The sequence below is a fragment of the Variovorax sp. GW821-FHT06D12 genome, from assembly GCF_059419205.1.
On record NZ_JBWKRI010000010.1, the window covers coordinates 62,763 to 78,693 of the forward strand.

The following is a 15,931-nucleotide window of genomic DNA, read 5'->3' on the forward strand; positions in this document are numbered from 1 at the left end:
CGTCCGAAGGAGTTTTCGATGCCCGACGTCTTCCAGCCCGACTTCCGCCTGCCCGGCACCGCGCGGCCTGCCGTCGAAGGCCGCGTGAGCCGCGAGGACACGCAGGACTACTTCACCGAGGTCGCCGACGACTACCGCGCCTGGAGCCCCAGCTACAACATGCACTTCGGCTTCTGGCGCCTGGGCCTGAACCCGCTGCGGCGCGAGGGCATGCTGATCGAGATGAACCGCACCGTCGGGCGCGCACTGCGGCTCGACACGGCCACCACCGGACCGCGCTGCGTGCTCGACCTCGGCTGCGGCGCCGGCGCCACCTCGCGCACGCTGGTCGGCGACGACCCCGCGCTGCATGCGGTCACGGTGACCAACGTGCCGGTGCAGAACGGCATCGCCGCGCGCCTCGACGCCCGGGCCGGCGTGGCCGACCGCGTCGCGCACGTCGAGGCCGACTACACGCGCACCGGCCTGCCCGCCGCCCAGGCCGACGGTGCCTGGGCGCTCGAAAGCGCCTGTTATGCCGAGGGCACCGCCAAGGCCGACTTCGTGCGCGAGGCGGCGCGGCTGCTCAAGCCCGGCGCGCGGCTGGTGGTGGTCGACGGCTTCCTGCTGCGCCGCCGTCCGGGCCGGCTCGCGGGCTGGCTGCACCGCCTGTGGGCCGACAGCTGGGCCGTGCCCACGCTGGCCCAGCGCGAGGACTTCACGGCCGCGCTGCGCGCACACGGCTTCGAGGACATCGCGTTCACCTCGCTGCGCTGGCGCGTGGCACCGAGCGCGCTGCACATCCCCGTGCTGGCCACCCGCTTCACGCTGGCCGAACTCTGGAAGGCGCGCGGCAAGCTCAGCCCCTGGCGCCGCAAGCACATCGTCGCCAGCTACTGCGCGCTCGCGCTGGGCATGTTCTGGCGCGACTTCGACTACGCCATGGTGACGGCCCGGCGCAGCGCCAGCTGAGACATCACAAAAAGAGGAGAAGAGATTTCCATGCGCACCGAGCCCGAAGAAAGCAAACTCGCCGACCTGCCGGCCAACGACGACGTGCCGGCCCCCAAGCCCGTGCGCGGCATGCCCTTCGGCTGGTTCTGGCCCATGTTCGCCGGCGCGGCGCTGGCGCTCGTGCTGCGCCTCGTCTTCAGCGGCGGCCCCGGCGAACCCTTCTCGGCCATGCTGGGCTCCTTCGTCTACTTCGCGCCCGCGGCATGCGGCGCGGTCACGGTGTACCTGGCCGAGCGCATCGAGCGGCGCAGCTGGGGCTACTACCTCTGGGCGCCGTGGGTGGCCACCGCGCTGTTCGTCGGCGGCACGCTGATGGTCTTCATCGAGGGCATCATCTGCGCCGCCTTCATCGTGCCGCTGTTCGCGGTGATGGGCAGCGTCGGCGGGCTGGCCATGGGCATCGTGTGCCGCATCACCAACTGGCCGAAGCCCGCGCTCTACAGCTTTGCCCTGGTGCCGCTGCTGCTCGGGGGCATCGAGCCGCAATGGCCCAACCCTGACCAGTTCTCGAACACCTCGCGCACGCTCTTCATCGCGGCGCCGGCCGAGCGCGTGTGGCACGAGCTCAACGCCGCGCGCGACATCCGCCCCAGCGAAGTCGGCGACGCGTGGGCCTACCGCGTCGGCGTGCCGATGCCGGTGTCGGGCGTGACCGTCGACACGCCCGAGGGCCGCGTGCGCCAGGTGCAGTGGCAGAAGAGCGTGCATTTCGAAGAGGTCGTCACCGAGTGGCAGCCCGATCGCCTGCTGAAGTGGCGCTTTCGCTTTACGCCCGATTCCTTCCCCGCCGGCGCGCTCGACGACCACGTGATGATCGGCGGCCAGTATTTCGACCTGCGCGACGCCACCTACACCCTGACCCCGCGCGACGGCGGCACCGAGTTGCGCGTCGCGGTGTCGTGGCGGCTGAGCACGCGCTTCAACTGGTATGCGGACCCGGTCATGCAGTTCCTTCTTGGCGACGCTTCCGAGAACATCCTGCGCTTCTACAAGGCGCGCAGCGAAGCCACCCAGGCGGTGGCGGGATGAGCGCGCCCCCCGTCTTCCAGCAGGCGCTCGGCCCTGCGTGGCACCAGCTCGGCGACGTGATCCGCCGCCACTACACGATGGCGCCGTTCTCCGACGATTACGTGTGCGTGCGCGGCACGATGCGCGAGGTCTGGCACGCCCCGTGGGCCGCGCTGCTGATGCCCTTCGGCCGGCTGTTCGGCGCACTGGTTCCGCACCAGGGTACCCACGTGCCGATCGAGGTGCACTACCGCTGCCACCCCGACAACGCCCACCTCTACTGGGACCGCGTCTTCCACTTCCCGGGCAGGCCGCCTTTCCATTTCCGCTCGCACATGGAACACGACGCGGCGCAAGGCAGCGAGGTGATCGAATACGTGCGCTTCGGCATCGGCATGCGCCTGGCGGTGAGCGCGGAAGACGGCGCGCTCGTGTTCCGCGACCGGGGCTACATCTGGCGCCTCGCGGGGCTGCGCATTCCGCTGCCGCTGGGCCTCTTTCTCGGCACTGCCTACGTCGAGGAGCGGCCCGATCCGTCCGACCCCGACCACTTCACGATGAAGATGCTGCTGCGCCACCGCTGGTTCGGCGATGTGTTTCGCTACAGCGGACGCTTCCGCCTCGGTTCACAATGAGCCCACCATGCCGCGCCGCCCTGAAAACCTCTACGCCCAGTACCACGCCCACATCTACTTCGCCCCCGCCACGCTGGCGCAGGCGCGCGAGCTCAGCGAGCGCGCCGGCCGCGAGCTGATGGTGGTGGTGGGCCGGGTGCACGAACGCCTCGTCGGTCCGCACCCGCACTGGAGCTGCCAGCTCGCCTTCGACGCCGCCGAGTTCGACGAAGTCATCGGCTGGCTCGATGCCAACCGCAACGGCCTGGACATCTTCGTGCACGGCGTGACCGGCGACGACTTCGCGGACCACACAGCCCATGCGATGTGGTTGGGCGAAGAGAGCGCGCTCGATCTGCGGATGTTCAGGCGCTAGGCCTGCGCCAGCAGCGCGCAGACTTCTTCATCTGTCGTCTGCGAGAAGTCTTCATACCAGGCGCCAACCGCCCGGAACACCGTGGGGCAGCGCACGCACAGCACATCGTCGGCTTCGCGCTGCAAGGCCTCGCAGGCCTCGGGCGACGCCACGGGCACGGCGGCGATGACGCTGCCGGCGCTCTGCCGCCGCAGTCCGCGAACCGCAGCGCGCATGGTGGCACCGGTGGCAAGTCCGTCATCGATGACGAGCACCGTGCGGCCTTGCACCTCGCATGCCGGGCGATCGCCGCGATAGACCTGCGTGCGGCGCGCCAACTCGGCAAGTTCAGCACGGACCACGGCATCGATCTCCGAAGGCCGCAGGTCCAGCGTGCGCACCAGGTGTTCGTCGATCTCGGGCACGCCGTCGCCCGCGAGCGCGCCGAAGGCGTACTCGGGTTGTTCGGGCAGGCCCAGCTTGCGCACCACCAGCACGTCGAGCGGCAGCCGCAGCGCGCGGGCCACCTCGAAGGCCACCGGCACGCCGCCGCGCGGCAGCGCCAGCACCACGGCGTCCGCAAAACCGCCGCGCCGCTGCAGCAACGCAGCGAGCTGGCGGCCGGCCTGTGCGCGATCACGAAACTTCACGGCGTGTGCTCCCGACACGGGATGTTCACACGCCGTTCGCGTCGAGGCGAGCCCCGGCGCAAAGACCCGGATCGCGGCGTGCGTTACGCAGCCTCTTGCGTTTCCACCTCGGCGTCCGATGTGCCGCCGTGCACCTTGAAGAACTGCGCCCCTTCGACCTTCTGCCCGATGGCCTGCTCGTACGCCGCGCGCACGTCGTCGGGCTGCCCGGCCTGCCCGAAGAAGTCCTTCAGGTACGGCCCCAGCAGCGGATGCGCCGCCAGCTCCTCGCGCGGCAGGCCGTGCAGCATCTCGTCGCGGCAGGCCGAGGGCAGGCACACGTCGCGGTTCCTTTCGGGGTCGCGGATCAGGCCCTTGGGCTCGTGCGCCGGGTCGGACTGCATCGACTCGAGTTCTTCGAAGAAGCGCCGGCGCATCATCACGATGCCCTTGTCGCTCTGGCCCAGCTTCTCGCGCGTGCGGTCGGTCACGGTGCCCTGCCCCACCCACACGACGAAGTCCTGGTTGGCGACATGGCTGGTGATCCAGCGACCCGTGGCCGGGTCCTTGATGGGGCCATACCACGAGGGAATGCGTTCCTGCACATACGGTTCCTGTTCGGTCGGCACGCGGCTGAGCACCCACAGCACGCTCAGCGTGTGGTGGTCGTCGATGGGCACGCGCCATTCGAAGTGGTGGCCCAGGAAGAAGCCGTTGGGCCACAGCGTGACGCGGCCGGTGGTCCACATCACGTTGTCTTCGCGCTCGCCGCCGCGCAGGCGCTTGTAGACGAAGCCGTGCTCGAACTCCTCGAAGGCGAGCTTCAGGTGCGTGGGCACGTAGGGGCCTTCATCACCCTGCAGGCGCGTGGTCCAGTTGTTGTGCGTCCACTCGAAGTGCACGGGGTCGATGGAGTTCTCCTGGCACTGGAACCAGTTGCAGGGGATCTCGGCGAACACGGCCTGCGCAAAGCCGTTCTTGCAGTTGAAGAGTTCCCAGTCGGGCAGCAGCGGCGCGGGTTGCGGGCCCATGTAGGCCCACAGCAGGCCGGCCTTTTCCTGCACGGGATAGGCCTTGATCTTCGTGTTCTTGCGCATGCGCGCATCGGGGTCCAGCGTTTCTTCAAACGGCTGGTGGATGCACTGGCCACTGGTGTCGTACTGCCAGCCGTGGTAGCTGCAGCGCAGGCCGCACTTCTCCACGTAGCCGTACGACATGTCGGCGTTGCGGTGCGGGCAGCGGCGGTCGACGAGGCCGTAGTTGCCGCTCAGGTCCTTGTAGAGCACGAGGTCCTCGCCGAGGATGCGCAGCGGCTTCACGGCCTTGTCGTCAAACTCGCTGGCGCCGGCGATCGGGTGCCAGTAGCGGCGCAGGTAATCGCCCATGGGCTTGCCCGGACCGACTTCGGTCAGCAGGCGGTTCTTTTCTTCGCTCAACATGCATCGTCTCCTTGTCTGCGGGTGTGTGTGTCGTCAGTCGGCGCGGATGCCGAACTCGCGCACCAGCTTGCCGAAGCGCTGGTCGTCGTCGGCGATCTGGCGGGCCAGCACGGCCGGCTCGCCGCCCACGGGCTCGATGCCGAGCGCGGCCATGCGGGCCTGCACATCGGGCATCTTCAGGATCTCGTTGACGTGGCGGTTGAGCGTCTGCACGACCTCGGCCGGCATCGCTTTCGGCCCGAGCAGGCCCATCCAGGCGCTCACGTCCATGTCGCGATAGCCCAGTTCCAGGAAGGTGGGCACGTTGGGCATGAGCTTCGTGCGCTGGCGCTCGGCCACGGCCAGCGGCACCAGCTTGCCGGCGGCGATGTGGCCCGCCACCGCGCCGGGCGTGATCCAACCCACGCTCACGTGGCCGCCCAGCGTGTCGTTGACCACCGGCGCCACGCCGCGGTACGGCGCGTGCGCAATGGCCACGCCGGCGTCCTTGTTGAAGAGCTCGCCCGCGATGTGCATCGGCGAGCCCGCGCCCGGCGTGCCGTAGGTGAAGGCCTTGCCGGCCTTGGCACCGGCCACGAGCTGCGCCACGTTCTGGATGCCGCTCGTGGGCGCCGTGACCATCAGCACCGGGATGTTGCCGGTCTTGACGATGGGGGTGAAGTCTTTCACCACGTCGTGCGCCACGCCGGGGCCGGCCTTGAGCACGTGCTGCGCGATGGGGAAGGTGCTGGGCGTGAAGAGCAGCGTGTAGCCGTCGGCCGGCGCCTTCGCGACCCAGGCGTTGCCGATCATGCCGCTCGCGCCGGGGCGGTTGTCGACCAGCACCGGCTGGCCCAGGCGCTGCGCGAGCTTCTCGGCGTAGGTGCGCGCGATGGCGTCGGTGTCGCCGCCGGCCGGGTAGGCGACGACCAGCGTGACCGGCTTCGCGGGCCACGATTGCGCCAGCGCCGCGGTCGCGGCGCACAGCAAAAGAATGGCTCCTGCAGCGGCACGGACCATGTTTCGTTGGTGGAACATCTTGCGTTTTCCTTCTCGGTGAGACGACGTGGGGGTGTCGTCGGACTGTAGGAACGGCGTCGCGCGGCCAGAAGATATAGTTTCACTGAGTGAACCTTTATTCTTTGGAGGCGGCATGTCGGACACCAGCGGCGCGCACAGCGTGAAGTCGATCGACGCCCTGCGCCGCGGGCTCGACGTGATGCTGGCCATCCAGCGCTCGTCGGCTGTCACGTTGCAGGAGCTGCACCGGCAGACCGGCTTGTCGAAGGCCACGCTGCTGCGCATCCTGAAGACGCTGCAGCAGGCCGGATGGGTGGAGCGCAACGAGCTGGAGAAGCGCTATGTGCCCACCTCGGCCACCGGCCAGTCGGGCGCTGCAGCGGCATGGCGCACGCGGCTCACGGCCCTGGCCGCATCGCCGCGCGCCACGCTGCAGCGGCTGGTGCCATGGCCGATCGACCTCGGCGTGCGCGACGGCACCGCCATGCTGATCCTCGACACCGACCGGCCGCGCAACGGCCTCGCGGTGAACTACCGCGCGCTGGGCTTTCGTCCGCCGATGCTGCTGTCGTCGCTCGGGCGCTGCTACCTCGCGTTCTGCCCCGAAGACGAGCGGCGAGAAATCCTCGCCGCACTGGCGCGTTCACCCAACGATTTCGACCGCGGCGCGCGGCGCCCCGACAGCATCCGCCGCATGGTGGCGCACGCACGCGACCAGGGCTACGCGGCGCGCGACCCCACCTCCACCAGCCTCGATTCGCCCGACCGCTTCGGCGCGGTGTCGGTGCCGCTGCGGTTGGGCGAGCAGGTGGTGGGTTGCCTCAGCTGCGCGTGGCTGCCGGCGGTGAAGAGCGAGCGCGAGATCGTGGCCGCGCACCTGGGCGACCTGCAACAGGCCGCGCAGAGCATCGAGCGCCGGCTGCGGCAGGACGGCCTCGGCCTGCCGCCCGCGAGCACCTGAAGAAGCAGCGTCAGAACTCCGCGTCGAGCTCGTCGATCTCGTCGGGCTCCTGCAGCGCGGCGGCCACCCATTCCTTCATGGCGGGCAGTTCCATCACGCGCTTGCAGTACGCGGCGCACACGCTGTCCAGCGCCACGTCGTAGCTCAGGAAGCGCGTGACCACGGGCGCGTACATCGCGTCGGCCATGCCGGGCTGCTTGCCGAAAAGGAACGGGCCGCCGTAGGCCTTGAGGCACTCGCGCCAGATGGCGACGATGCGGTCGATGTCGCCCTGCGCACGCGACCACACCTTGAAGTTCTTGAAGCGGGCCTTGATGTTCATCGGCAGCGCGCCGCGCATCGAGGCGAAGCCCGAGTGCATCTCGCCGCAGATGGCGCGGCAGTGCGCGCGCGCCGCGGCGTCGGCGGGCAGCAGGCCGGCCTTGGGCTTGATCTCGTTGAGGTACTCGCCGATGGCCAGTGTGTCCCACACCTTGATGCCGCCATGCTGCAGCGAAGGCACCAGCATCGACGACGACAGCAGCAGCATCTCGGCCTTCATGGCCGGATCGTCGGGCGGAATGACCTTCTCGCTGAAGTCCAGCCCCGCGAGCCTGCACATCAGCCAGCCGCGCAGCGCCCAGGCGCCGTAGTTCTTGCTGCTGATCGTGAGAACGGGTTTGGCCATCGCGACACTCCTTGGACGATGCGTGCTGTGTGCAAGCGCCGTGCCACGAGTCGCCATGCTTGTTGGCCCGCAACTTGCCTGCAACCCGTGCATGCTGTACCGCGCTTACCAGAACCAGGCCGACCTGCTCTCGCCATGGCGGCTCACCGCGCAGTACCTGGGCCGCGCCCTCTGGCAGGACGGCACCGAGCGCACCGCGCTGCGGCGCATGGCCGCGCGCTGCGAGGTCTTCTCGCGCATGCGGCTCACCCACACGCGGCCGGCCTACGGCATCGACAGCGTGGTGGTCGACGGCGCCGACGTGCCCGTGCACGAAGAGGCCGCGCTGGTCTCGCCTTTCGGGACGCTGTTGCACTTTCGCAAGGCACACACCGAAGCGGTGCACCCGCGCGTGCTGCTGGTCGCACCACTGTCGGGCCATTTCGCCACGCTGCTGCGCGAAACCGTGCGCACGCTGCTGCGCGACCACGACGTGTACCTGACCGACTGGCACAACGCGCGCGACGTGCCGCTGTGGCAGGGCCGCTTCGGGCTCGACGACTACACGCTGCAGCTGATGCGCTTCGTCGAGGCCGTGGGCCCGGGCGCGCACATGGTCGCCGTGTGCCAGCCCTGCGTGGCCGCGCTGGCCGCGACCGCGCTCATGGCGGAAGACGACCACCCGGCCACGCCGCGCAGCCTCACGCTGATGGCGGGGCCGGTCGATTGCCGCATCAACCCGACCGGCGTGAACAAGCTCGCGACCGACCGGCCCATCGACTGGTTCCGCCGCAACCTCATCAGCCATGTGCCGTGGCCGCATGCGGGCGCGATGCGGCGCGTGTACCCGGGCTTCCTGCAGCTCACGGCCTTCATGAGCATGAACCCCGAGCGCCACAAGAAGCAGTTCGAGGACATGGAACGCCTGCTGGTCGAGGGCGAACTCGACAAGGCCCGCGCCATCGCCGAGTTCTACGACGAGTACCTGGCGGTGAACGACCTGCCGGCCGAGTTCTACCTGGAGACCGTCGAGCGCGTGTTCCAGACCTACGACCTGCCGCGCGGCGTGCTCACCGTGGCCGGGCGCACCGTGAACCCCGCGGCGATCCGGCGCACCGCGCTGCTCACGGTGGAAGGCGAGCGCGACGACATCTGCGCGGTCGGCCAGACCGTGGCCGCGCAAGACCTGTGCAGCGGCATCCGCCCGTACCTCAAGACGCACCACCTGCAGGCCGGCGTGGGGCACTACGGCGTGTTCAGCGGCAGCAAATGGAACACGCAGATCTATCCGCGCGTGCGCGAGACGATCCACGCGGCCGATGAACTGCACTGAGCGCAACCAACATTCAATCTGGCAGAGACCGCGGGGGCTTTGGTTGCCCGAACACCCCCGGCTTCCTACAATCGACCCTATGAACGTCATGGTTTTCATCCCCGGTTTCGATCGCGCGGCGGCCTCTGCGGCCCCGGGCGACGCGCGCGTGCGCGCACCCGCGGCGATGACGGCGAGGTCGCAGCAGACCCTCGCACATCCCTGAGCCCGGCGGTCAGCCTCCTTTTTTCTTCAGCGCACATCGACCGTCGGGCACCCGCCCCGCGCGGTCGCGCGTCCTGGCTTTGATCCGCCCGGGCGACGCACCACTTCCCCCAGCGTCCGACCTTCTTCCCGCCTCCGGCCCCGTGCCGCGCGGAAGGACCTCGCCCGCTTCGCCGTCGTGTTTCGTCGTGAGGATTTCCCCGTGGTGGCTCTTGCCTGCTCCCCTTCCGTTCCTTTTTCGCCTTCGCCTGCCCTGCCGCCCTGGCCCGCATGGCTGTCGTTCGACGCGCTGCGCCGCCGCCTGCTGCGGCCGGCCGAGCTGCGCATCGACGTCGATCCGAAGAAGGGTCGCCCGAGCGAACCGCTGACACCGGTGTACGAGCGCATGCGCGCGATGGGCGACCGGGTGCAGGACCTGCCCGCGCTGCGCCTGGACGACCCCGACCTGCGCGCGCGCTTTCGCGAAGCCGACGGCGAGACCTACGTGTACATCGAGGACGTGCGCCACCAGCGGCTGGTCGGCTACACCGTGTTCAACCGCCTCATCGAACTCGACCGCCGCGCCGACCGCCACATCCGCGCGCCGCATTCGCAGTACGACCCCGCCTACCAGCGGCGCGGGCTGGCCACGGCCGTGTACCGCTGGGCACTGGGCAGCGGCATGTGCCTGATGAGCGGCGCGCGCCAGTCGCCGGGCGCGCACGCACTGTGGCTGCGCCTGGGGCGTGACTACACGACGGGCTTTGTCGACCTGCGCGAGAAACGCCTGAGTTATCTCGGCAGCGAAGTGGACGGCGACACGCTGTCGCAGCTGCACACGCGCATGTTCATGCTCGGCGAAGGCTGGACGCTGGAGCGTTTCAGTAGCGAAACGCGCATGGCGATGCTGGAGACTGCCTAGGCCTGCGGCAACCGCTCGCGCAAAAACCCGATGAGTTCCTGCGCCGCCACGTTGCGCATCGGCCCCGGCAGATAGGCCAGCACCACGCGCCGCTCGATGCGCGGCGCCGACAGCGGCACCACGGCCAGCTCGGGGTCTCGCAGCGACGAGGTGTACAGCCGCGGCATCAGCCCCAGCGCCTGCCCGCTGCGCACCAATGCATAGAGCGTTTCGGAATAGCTCACGCGGTACGGCTGCGCGCCCTGCGCGAACTGCGCGCGCGCCGGGTCGCCCAGCGCCGGCATGCTGCCGCTTTCGAACAGCACGAGGCGCTCGCTGCCGATGGCCTCCCAGCGCGCCTCGCCGGCCGCCGCCAGCGCGTGGTCGCTGCGCACCACCAGCACCAGCGGGTCGCGGAACAGGTCGAGGCATTCCAGCCCGCCGGGCGGCTCGGTGATCGCGGCCACGGCCATGTCGAGCTGGCCGCTGCGCAGCTCGGCCAGCAGCACCGTGGAGGGCGCGTCGCGCCAGGCCAGTTCCACCTCGCCGCGCTGCTGCAGGAAGCCGGCCGCCGCCGCCGCGACACGCGCGCTGGCCGAGGGGATCACGCCCACGCGCACGTACGCCCGGCCGCGCTGCACCGTGCTCTCGATGTCGCGCAGCGCCACCTCGAAGGTGTGGACCAGGAAATCGGTGCGCGCCAGCACCTCGGCACCGACCGGCGTGAGTTCGAGCCGGTGGGTGGAGCGGGTCAGCAGCTCGGCGCCGAGCAGCTTTTCCATCTGCTTGATCGCGTTGCTCAGCGCGGGCTGCGTGATGGCGAGCCGGCGCGCCGCGCGGCCGAAGTGCCCTTCCTCGACCAGCACCGAGAAACACTGCAGCTGGCGCAGCGTGAGCGCACGCAGGGGCAAGGCGGCCATGGTCGTCCTGGTTATCGATTCAATGAATCAAATTATAGAAATTCAAAATTTTCCTTATGAGCACGCACTGCCTAGACTGCGCCGCATGACCCTTGCCGCGCCTGCGCCCGCCGCCGCTCCTTTCACGCTCGAAGCGATGCTGCGCGCGATTCCCAAGGTGGAGCTGCACTGTCACCTCTTCGGCACCGTGCGCCACGAGACCTTCCGCCAGCTCAACCAGCGCGCCGGCGCGCCGCTGGCCGACGCGGAAATCGACGGCTTCTACACGCGCGGCGAAAAGCCCGTGGGCGTGCTGCGTGTGCTGCGCGCGCTCGACGCCCAGCTGGTGCGCAGCGCCGACGACCTGTACCAGCTCACCCTCGAATACCTGCAGGACGCGGCCTCGCACCAGGTGCGCTACGCCGAGTTCTTCTGGAACCCGACCGGCACGGTGCACGGCTCGGGCATTGCGTACCCGCTGGCGCAGGGCGCCATCGTCCGCGCGATCCACGATGCGCAGAAGGCGTTCGGCATCACCGGGCGGCTCATTGCCGCCATCGACCGCGAGGCCAGCGCCGAGGCCGCCGTGGAGATGGTCGAGTGGGTCAAGGCGCATCGCTGCGACGAGGTGATCGGCATCGGCATCGACTACCGCGAGAACGACCGGCCGCCCGAGCTGTTCGCGCGGGCGTATGCCGATGCGAAGAAGGCCGGCCTGAAGACCACCGCGCACGCTGGCGAGTTCGGCATGCCCTGGACCAACGTGCGCACCGCGCTCGAGCTGCTGCAGGTCGACCGCATCGACCACGGCTACACGGTGGTCGACCAGCCCGACTTCGCGCGCCAGTGTGCGGATCGCGGCGTGATCTTCACCGTCGTGCCGACCAACTCGTACTACCTGCGCACGTTGCCGCCCGAGCGCTGGGCGCTGGACCACCCGATCCGCCACATGCCCGGCCTGGGCCTGCGCATCCACCCGAACACCGACGACCCGACGCTGCACCAGGTCACGCCCACGGGCGCGTGGCTGATGATGGTGCGCGACTTCGGCTTCGGCCTGGACGACCTGCGCGGCTTCATGCACAACGGCCTGGACGGCGCCTGGATCGACGACACGCAGCGCCGCCAGTGGCGCGCCGAATGGAGCGCCGACTTCGACGCGCTGCGCGCCCGCCTGCCCTGCGAACCCACGCCTTCCGCCACCCCCTTCCCCGGATGAACCCCGCCATGACCACGAACCGCCGCCTGATCCTCGCTGCCGCCGCCCTCTGCGCCGCCCTGCCCACGGGCGCCTTCGCGCAGCCCGCCTGGCCCGCTGCCAAGCCCCTCACGCTGATCGTGCCCTTCACGGCCGGCGGCAGCGTGGACGTCAACGCCCGCCTCGTGGCGCAGCGCCTGGGCGGACGGCTCAAGCAGTCGGTGGTCATCGAGAACGTGAGCGGCGCGGGCGGCGCCATCGGCGTGGCCAAGGCCGTGAGCGCGGCACCCGACGGCTACACGCTGGTGGTCGGCCCCGACAGCGCCATCGCCATCGGCCGGCTGGTCAACCCCTCGGCCTTCCGCTTCGATCCGCTCAAAGACCTGGCACCCGTCGGCCTGCTCAACACCGCGCCGATGGTGCTGGTGGCGCGCCCCGGCCTGGACGTGCACAGCTACGCCGACTTCGTGAAGCTCGCCAAGGCCAAGCCGGGCCACTACAACTACGCCACCTCGGGCGTGGGCACCGTGCTGCAGCTGGCGATGGAACTGCTCAAGGAGCGCAGCGGCATCTTCGTGACGCACGTGCCCTACCGCGGCGGTGCGCAGATCGCCACCGACGTGATCGGCGACCAGGTCGACCTCGCGATGCTGGTGAGCACCAGCGCCATCCCACATGTGAACGGCAAGCGCCTGAAGGCCCTGGGCATCACCGGCAGCCAGCGCCTGCCGGCGCTCGCGCAGGTGCCCACCTTCAACGAGATGCCCGGCCTCAAGGGCTACGACATGGTGAGCTGGACCGGCATCTTCGCGCCCGCGAAGACGCCGCCGGCCGTGGTGGCGCGGCTCAACCAGGAACTGAATGCGGTGCTGCAGGAAGAAGGCGTGCGCGCCAAGCTGGCGGAGCAAGGCGCATTGCCGGGCAGCGGAACGCCGGAGGCGTTCGGGAAGTTCGTGCAGTCGGAGTACGCACGCAACAAGAAGATCGTCGAAACCGCCAACATCAAAGAGTAGGCGGTCCGTCCGTCAATCGGCCGGCTAGGCTCAGCCGGCCTTTTCGTTGCTCTCGTCTTCCGGCCAGTCGCGGATGTAGGCCTTGAGCATCTTGTTCTCGAAGTTCTGCGCGTCGACCACGGCCTTGGCCACGTCGTAGAAGCTGATCACGCCCATGAGCATGCGCTTGTCCATCACGGGCATGTAGCGCGCGTGGCGCTCCAGCATGATGCGGCGGATTTCGTCAAGGTCGGTTTCGAGCGTGCAGGTGACGGGCGCGTCGTCCATGGCCTTGCGCACCAGCGTGGTCCCGACCTGGCCGCCGTTGTTGACGACCGCCACGATCACTTCACGGAAGGTGAGCATGCCGACCAGGTCGCCGTGTTCCATGACCACCAGCGAGCCGATGTCCTTGTCCGCCATGGTCTTGGCGGCTTCCGCCAGCGGGTCGTCGGGCGTGGTGGTGAAGAGCGTGTTGCCCTTGACGCGAAGAATGTCGCTGACTTTCATGGTGGTGCTCCTCTCGGGGATTCGTCGTTCTCGGCGTCGTGCCGATTTGAATATAGCCCACAATCGACGCCGACCCGAACGCCCCTGTCGCCTGTGCAAGCATTGCCGGTGTCACGGGGCATTGCGAAGAGACAACAGAAAGGCCTTCATGCCCGGTTATTCCGACCCCGGTTTCGACACCCTCGCGCTGCACGCCGGCGCCGCCCCCGACCCCACCACCGGCGCGCGGGCCGTCCCCATCCACCTGACGACCTCCTTCGTCTTCGAATCCAGCGACCACGCGGCCGCGCTGTTCAACCTGGAACGCGCGGGTCACGTCTACTCGCGCATCAGCAACCCGACCAACGCGGTGCTGGAGCAGCGCGTGTCGGCGCTCGAAGGCGGCATCGGCGCCATCGCCACGGCCAGCGGCCAGGCGGCGCTGCACCTGTCGGTGGCCACGCTCATGGGCGCGGGCTCGCACATCGTGGCCAGCACGGCGCTGTACGGCGGCTCGCAGAACCTGCTGCACTACACGATGCGCCGCTTCGGCATCGAGACCACCTTCGTGAAGCCCGGCGACCTCGACGCCTGGCGCGCCGCGGTGCGCCCCGAAACCAAGCTCTTCTTCGGCGAGACCGTGGGCAACCCGGGCCTGGACGTGCTCGACATTCCCGCCGTGAGCGACATCGCCCACGAAGCCGGCGTTCCGCTGCTGGTCGACTCCACGCTCACCTCGCCCTACCTCATCAAGCCCTTCGACTGGGGCGCCGACCTGGTCTACCACTCGGCCACCAAGTTCCTGTCGGGCCACGGCACCGTCATTGGCGGCGTGGTAGTCGACGGCGGCAGCTTCGACTGGGAGAAGTCGGGCAAGTTCGCCGAGCTCACGCAGGCCTACGACGGCTTCCACAACATGGTGTTCAGCGAGGAAAGCACCGTCGGCGCCTTCCTGCTGCGCGCGCGCCGCGAGGGCCTGCGCGACTTCGGCGCCTCGATGAGCCCGCACACGGCCTGGCTCATCCTGCAGGGCATCGAGACGCTGCCCCTGCGCATGGAGCGCCACATCGACAACACGCAGAAGGTGGTCGAGTTCCTGGCCAGCCATCCGTTCGTGTCCCGTGTGGGACATCCGCTGATCGAGTCGCACCCGAGCCATGCGCTCGCGCAGAAGCTGCTGCGCCATGGTGCGCGCGGCGCCGGCGCGGTGTTCAGCTTCGACATCAAGGGCAGCCGCACGCAGGGCAAGGCCTTCATCGAGGCGCTCAAGCTGTTCAGCCACCTGGCCAACGTGGGCGACTGCCGCAGCCTGGTGATCCACCCGGCCAGCACCACGCACTTCCGCATGACCGACGAGGCACTGGCGGGCGCGGGCATCTCGCAGGGCACCATTCGCCTGTCGATCGGCCTGGAAGACCCGGCCGACCTGATCGACGACCTCAAGCGCGCGCTGAAGGCCGCGGAAAAGGCGGGTGCCTGAGATGAACTACACCGTCAACGGCCACGACACCTACTGCTACACCGCCGGCAAGCCCTTCGATGCGGCCAAGCCCACGGTGGTGTTCATCCACGGCGTGCTCAACGACCACAGCGTGTGGATCCTGCAAAGCCGCTGGTTCGCCAACCACGGCTGGAACGTGCTGGCGGTCGACCTGCCGGGCCACTGCAAGAGCGCCGGCGCGCCGCCGGCCAGCGTGGAAGAGGCGGCGCAGTTCGTCATCGCGCTGCTCGACGCGGCGGGTGTGCAGAAGGCCGCACTGGTCGGCCACAGCTTCGGCTCGCTGATCGCGCTCGAAACCGCGGCACGCGCGCCCGAACGCATCACGCAGCTCGCGATGGTCGGCACGGCCTACCCGATGGTGGTGTCGCCCGCGCTACTCGAAAGCTCGGTGAGCGATCCGCAGCGCGCCATCGCGATGGTCAACACCTTCTCGCACTCGCTGCTGGCACCGCCGCCTTCGTCGCTCGGCCCGGGCACGTGGCTGTACGGCAGCTCGCGCGCGCTGATGCGCCGCGTGCTCGCGAGCAACCGCGAGGCCAATGTGTTCCACATCGGCTTCAAGGCCTGCAACGACTACGCGAACGGCGAAGCGGCGATGGAGAAGGTGCAGTGCCCGGTGCTGTTCCTGCTCGGCGACGCCGACCAGATGACGCCGCCGCGCGCCACCAAGGCGCTGGTGGGCAAGGCGCGCAACGCCAAGGTGGTGACGGTGCATGCCGGCCACGCGCTGATGAGCGAGGCGCCGGACGAGGTGCTGTTCGCGCTGCGCGACTTCGTCGCGGGCTGAAAGA

17 protein-coding genes are annotated in these 15,931 nt (G+C 69.3%); 11 read left to right on the forward strand and 6 right to left on the reverse strand.

Annotated features, from left to right (window positions below):
• The first annotated feature begins 18 nt into the window (after positions 1 to 18).
• The 4 genes from AC07SQ_RS27185 to AC07SQ_RS27200 are packed head-to-tail and all read left to right on the forward strand — an operon-like array spanning position 19 to position 2,991.
• Positions 19 to 951, forward strand: a complete 933-nt coding sequence (locus tag AC07SQ_RS27185) for an SAM-dependent methyltransferase (RefSeq protein WP_495273319.1) — start codon at positions 19 to 21, stop codon at positions 949 to 951.
• A gap of 30 nt (positions 952 to 981) precedes the next feature.
• Positions 982 to 2,022 (forward strand): SRPBCC family protein, encoded by a 1,041-nt coding sequence (locus AC07SQ_RS27190; RefSeq protein ID WP_495273318.1) that lies wholly within the window; start codon positions 982 to 984, stop codon positions 2,020 to 2,022.
• Positions 2,019 to 2,636, forward strand: a complete 618-nt coding sequence (locus tag AC07SQ_RS27195) for a DUF4166 domain-containing protein (protein WP_495273317.1) — start codon at positions 2,019 to 2,021, stop codon at positions 2,634 to 2,636. Before AC07SQ_RS27190 ends, AC07SQ_RS27195 begins: the two co-directional genes overlap by 4 nt.
• 7 nt (positions 2,637 to 2,643) lie before the next feature.
• Complete coding sequence (locus tag AC07SQ_RS27200; RefSeq protein ID WP_070059711.1) at positions 2,644 to 2,991, forward strand: DOPA 4,5-dioxygenase family protein; 348 nt, start codon at positions 2,644 to 2,646, stop codon at positions 2,989 to 2,991.
• Here the strand turns inward: AC07SQ_RS27200 and AC07SQ_RS27205 are convergent.
• The 3 genes from AC07SQ_RS27205 to AC07SQ_RS27215 all read right to left on the reverse strand — a co-directional run bounded on the left by AC07SQ_RS27205 (position 2,988) and on the right by AC07SQ_RS27215 (position 6,055).
• Entirely contained in the window at positions 2,988 to 3,620 is a 633-nt protein-coding gene (locus AC07SQ_RS27205) for a phosphoribosyltransferase (protein ID WP_495273316.1), read from the reverse strand. The two genes, AC07SQ_RS27200 and AC07SQ_RS27205, sit on opposite strands and share 4 nt — an antisense overlap.
• An 83-nt stretch (positions 3,621 to 3,703) precedes the next feature.
• On the reverse strand, positions 3,704 to 5,038 hold the full coding sequence (locus AC07SQ_RS27210) for a Rieske 2Fe-2S domain-containing protein (RefSeq protein WP_495273315.1): 1,335 nt from the start codon (positions 5,036 to 5,038) through the stop codon (positions 3,704 to 3,706).
• A 33-nt stretch (positions 5,039 to 5,071) separates the two neighbouring features.
• Positions 5,072 to 6,055: a Bug family tripartite tricarboxylate transporter substrate binding protein gene (locus tag AC07SQ_RS27215; RefSeq protein WP_495273314.1), complete on the reverse strand. Its 984-nt coding sequence runs from the start codon at positions 6,053 to 6,055 to the stop codon at positions 5,072 to 5,074.
• Between the two features lie 115 nt (positions 6,056 to 6,170).
• Here AC07SQ_RS27215 and AC07SQ_RS27220 point away from each other — a divergent pair, with 115 nt between their 5' ends.
• Positions 6,171 to 6,998, forward strand: a complete 828-nt coding sequence (locus tag AC07SQ_RS27220; protein ID WP_495273313.1) for a helix-turn-helix domain-containing protein — start codon at positions 6,171 to 6,173, stop codon at positions 6,996 to 6,998.
• A gap of 10 nt (positions 6,999 to 7,008) precedes the next feature.
• Here the strand turns inward: AC07SQ_RS27220 and AC07SQ_RS27225 are convergent, their stop codons facing one another.
• The gene (locus AC07SQ_RS27225; RefSeq protein ID WP_062476661.1) at positions 7,009 to 7,665 is read right to left on the reverse strand and encodes a glutathione S-transferase; all 657 of its coding nucleotides are present in this window, start codon (positions 7,663 to 7,665) and stop codon (positions 7,009 to 7,011) included.
• 91 nt (positions 7,666 to 7,756) lie between these two features.
• On the opposite strand from AC07SQ_RS27225, the gene AC07SQ_RS27230 reads away from it, so the two are divergent.
• Entirely contained in the window at positions 7,757 to 8,977 is a 1,221-nt protein-coding gene (locus tag AC07SQ_RS27230; protein ID WP_495273312.1) for a polyhydroxyalkanoate depolymerase, read from the forward strand.
• Positions 8,978 to 9,383: 406 nt separating this feature from the next.
• Positions 9,384 to 10,082: an N-acetyltransferase gene (locus AC07SQ_RS27235; protein ID WP_495276211.1), complete on the forward strand. Its 699-nt coding sequence runs from the start codon at positions 9,384 to 9,386 to the stop codon at positions 10,080 to 10,082.
• On the opposite strand, the gene AC07SQ_RS27240 is transcribed toward AC07SQ_RS27235, so the two are convergent.
• Entirely contained in the window at positions 10,079 to 10,981 is a 903-nt protein-coding gene (locus tag AC07SQ_RS27240) for a LysR family transcriptional regulator (protein WP_495273310.1), read from the reverse strand. The two genes, AC07SQ_RS27235 and AC07SQ_RS27240, sit on opposite strands and share 4 nt — an antisense overlap.
• Before the next feature lie 85 nt (positions 10,982 to 11,066).
• On the opposite strand from AC07SQ_RS27240, the gene AC07SQ_RS27245 reads away from it, so the two are divergent.
• Both AC07SQ_RS27245 and AC07SQ_RS27250 read left to right on the forward strand, forming a co-directional pair.
• Positions 11,067 to 12,179: an adenosine deaminase family protein gene (locus AC07SQ_RS27245; protein WP_495273309.1), complete on the forward strand. Its 1,113-nt coding sequence runs from the start codon at positions 11,067 to 11,069 to the stop codon at positions 12,177 to 12,179.
• A gap of 8 nt (positions 12,180 to 12,187) precedes the next feature.
• Positions 12,188 to 13,171 carry a Bug family tripartite tricarboxylate transporter substrate binding protein gene (locus AC07SQ_RS27250; protein ID WP_495273308.1) on the forward strand — a complete coding sequence of 328 codons (984 nt, stop codon included), beginning with the start codon at positions 12,188 to 12,190 and terminating at the stop codon, positions 13,169 to 13,171.
• A 30-nt stretch (positions 13,172 to 13,201) separates the two neighbouring features.
• Here AC07SQ_RS27250 and AC07SQ_RS27255 read toward each other — a convergent pair whose 3' ends face one another.
• Positions 13,202 to 13,660, reverse strand: coding sequence for a CBS domain-containing protein (locus AC07SQ_RS27255; protein WP_062476634.1), 459 nt, complete (start codon positions 13,658 to 13,660; stop codon positions 13,202 to 13,204).
• Between the two features lie 148 nt (positions 13,661 to 13,808).
• On the opposite strand from AC07SQ_RS27255, the gene AC07SQ_RS27260 reads away from it, so the two are divergent.
• Both AC07SQ_RS27260 and AC07SQ_RS27265 read left to right on the forward strand, forming a co-directional pair.
• Positions 13,809 to 15,119 (forward strand): O-acetylhomoserine aminocarboxypropyltransferase, encoded by a 1,311-nt coding sequence (locus tag AC07SQ_RS27260; RefSeq protein WP_495273307.1) that lies wholly within the window; start codon positions 13,809 to 13,811, stop codon positions 15,117 to 15,119.
• Between the two features lies 1 nt (position 15,120).
• Positions 15,121 to 15,927: an alpha/beta fold hydrolase gene (locus AC07SQ_RS27265; protein ID WP_070059720.1), complete on the forward strand. Its 807-nt coding sequence runs from the start codon at positions 15,121 to 15,123 to the stop codon at positions 15,925 to 15,927.
• Positions 15,928 to 15,931: the final 4 nt, after the last annotated feature.

Bases quoted from the DNA above. Each gene is read 5' to 3' on its own strand.
- AC07SQ_RS27200 (WP_070059711.1), top strand. From the start codon at position 2,644: ATGCCGCGCCGCCCTGAAAACCTCTACGCCCAGTACCACGCCCACATC.
- AC07SQ_RS27245 (WP_495273309.1), top strand. From the start codon at position 11,067: ATGACCCTTGCCGCGCCTGCGCCCGCCGCCGCTCCTTTCACGCTCGAA.
- AC07SQ_RS27255 (WP_062476634.1), bottom strand. From the start codon at position 13,660: ATGAAAGTCAGCGACATTCTTCGCGTCAAGGGCAACACGCTCTTCACC.
- AC07SQ_RS27210 (WP_495273315.1), bottom strand. From the start codon at position 5,038: ATGTTGAGCGAAGAAAAGAACCGCCTGCTGACCGAAGTCGGTCCGGGC.
- AC07SQ_RS27230 (WP_495273312.1), top strand. From the start codon at position 7,757: ATGCTGTACCGCGCTTACCAGAACCAGGCCGACCTGCTCTCGCCATGG.
- AC07SQ_RS27260 (WP_495273307.1), top strand. From the start codon at position 13,809: ATGCCCGGTTATTCCGACCCCGGTTTCGACACCCTCGCGCTGCACGCC.
- AC07SQ_RS27265 (WP_070059720.1), top strand. From the start codon at position 15,121: ATGAACTACACCGTCAACGGCCACGACACCTACTGCTACACCGCCGGC.
- AC07SQ_RS27250 (WP_495273308.1), top strand. From the start codon at position 12,188: ATGACCACGAACCGCCGCCTGATCCTCGCTGCCGCCGCCCTCTGCGCC.
- AC07SQ_RS27190 (WP_495273318.1), top strand. From the start codon at position 982: ATGCGCACCGAGCCCGAAGAAAGCAAACTCGCCGACCTGCCGGCCAAC.
- AC07SQ_RS27220 (WP_495273313.1), top strand. From the start codon at position 6,171: ATGTCGGACACCAGCGGCGCGCACAGCGTGAAGTCGATCGACGCCCTG.
- AC07SQ_RS27185 (WP_495273319.1), top strand. From the start codon at position 19: ATGCCCGACGTCTTCCAGCCCGACTTCCGCCTGCCCGGCACCGCGCGG.
- AC07SQ_RS27225 (WP_062476661.1), bottom strand. From the start codon at position 7,665: ATGGCCAAACCCGTTCTCACGATCAGCAGCAAGAACTACGGCGCCTGG.
- AC07SQ_RS27240 (WP_495273310.1), bottom strand. From the start codon at position 10,981: ATGGCCGCCTTGCCCCTGCGTGCGCTCACGCTGCGCCAGCTGCAGTGT.
- AC07SQ_RS27195 (WP_495273317.1), top strand. From the start codon at position 2,019: ATGAGCGCGCCCCCCGTCTTCCAGCAGGCGCTCGGCCCTGCGTGGCAC.
- AC07SQ_RS27215 (WP_495273314.1), bottom strand. From the start codon at position 6,055: ATGTTCCACCAACGAAACATGGTCCGTGCCGCTGCAGGAGCCATTCTT.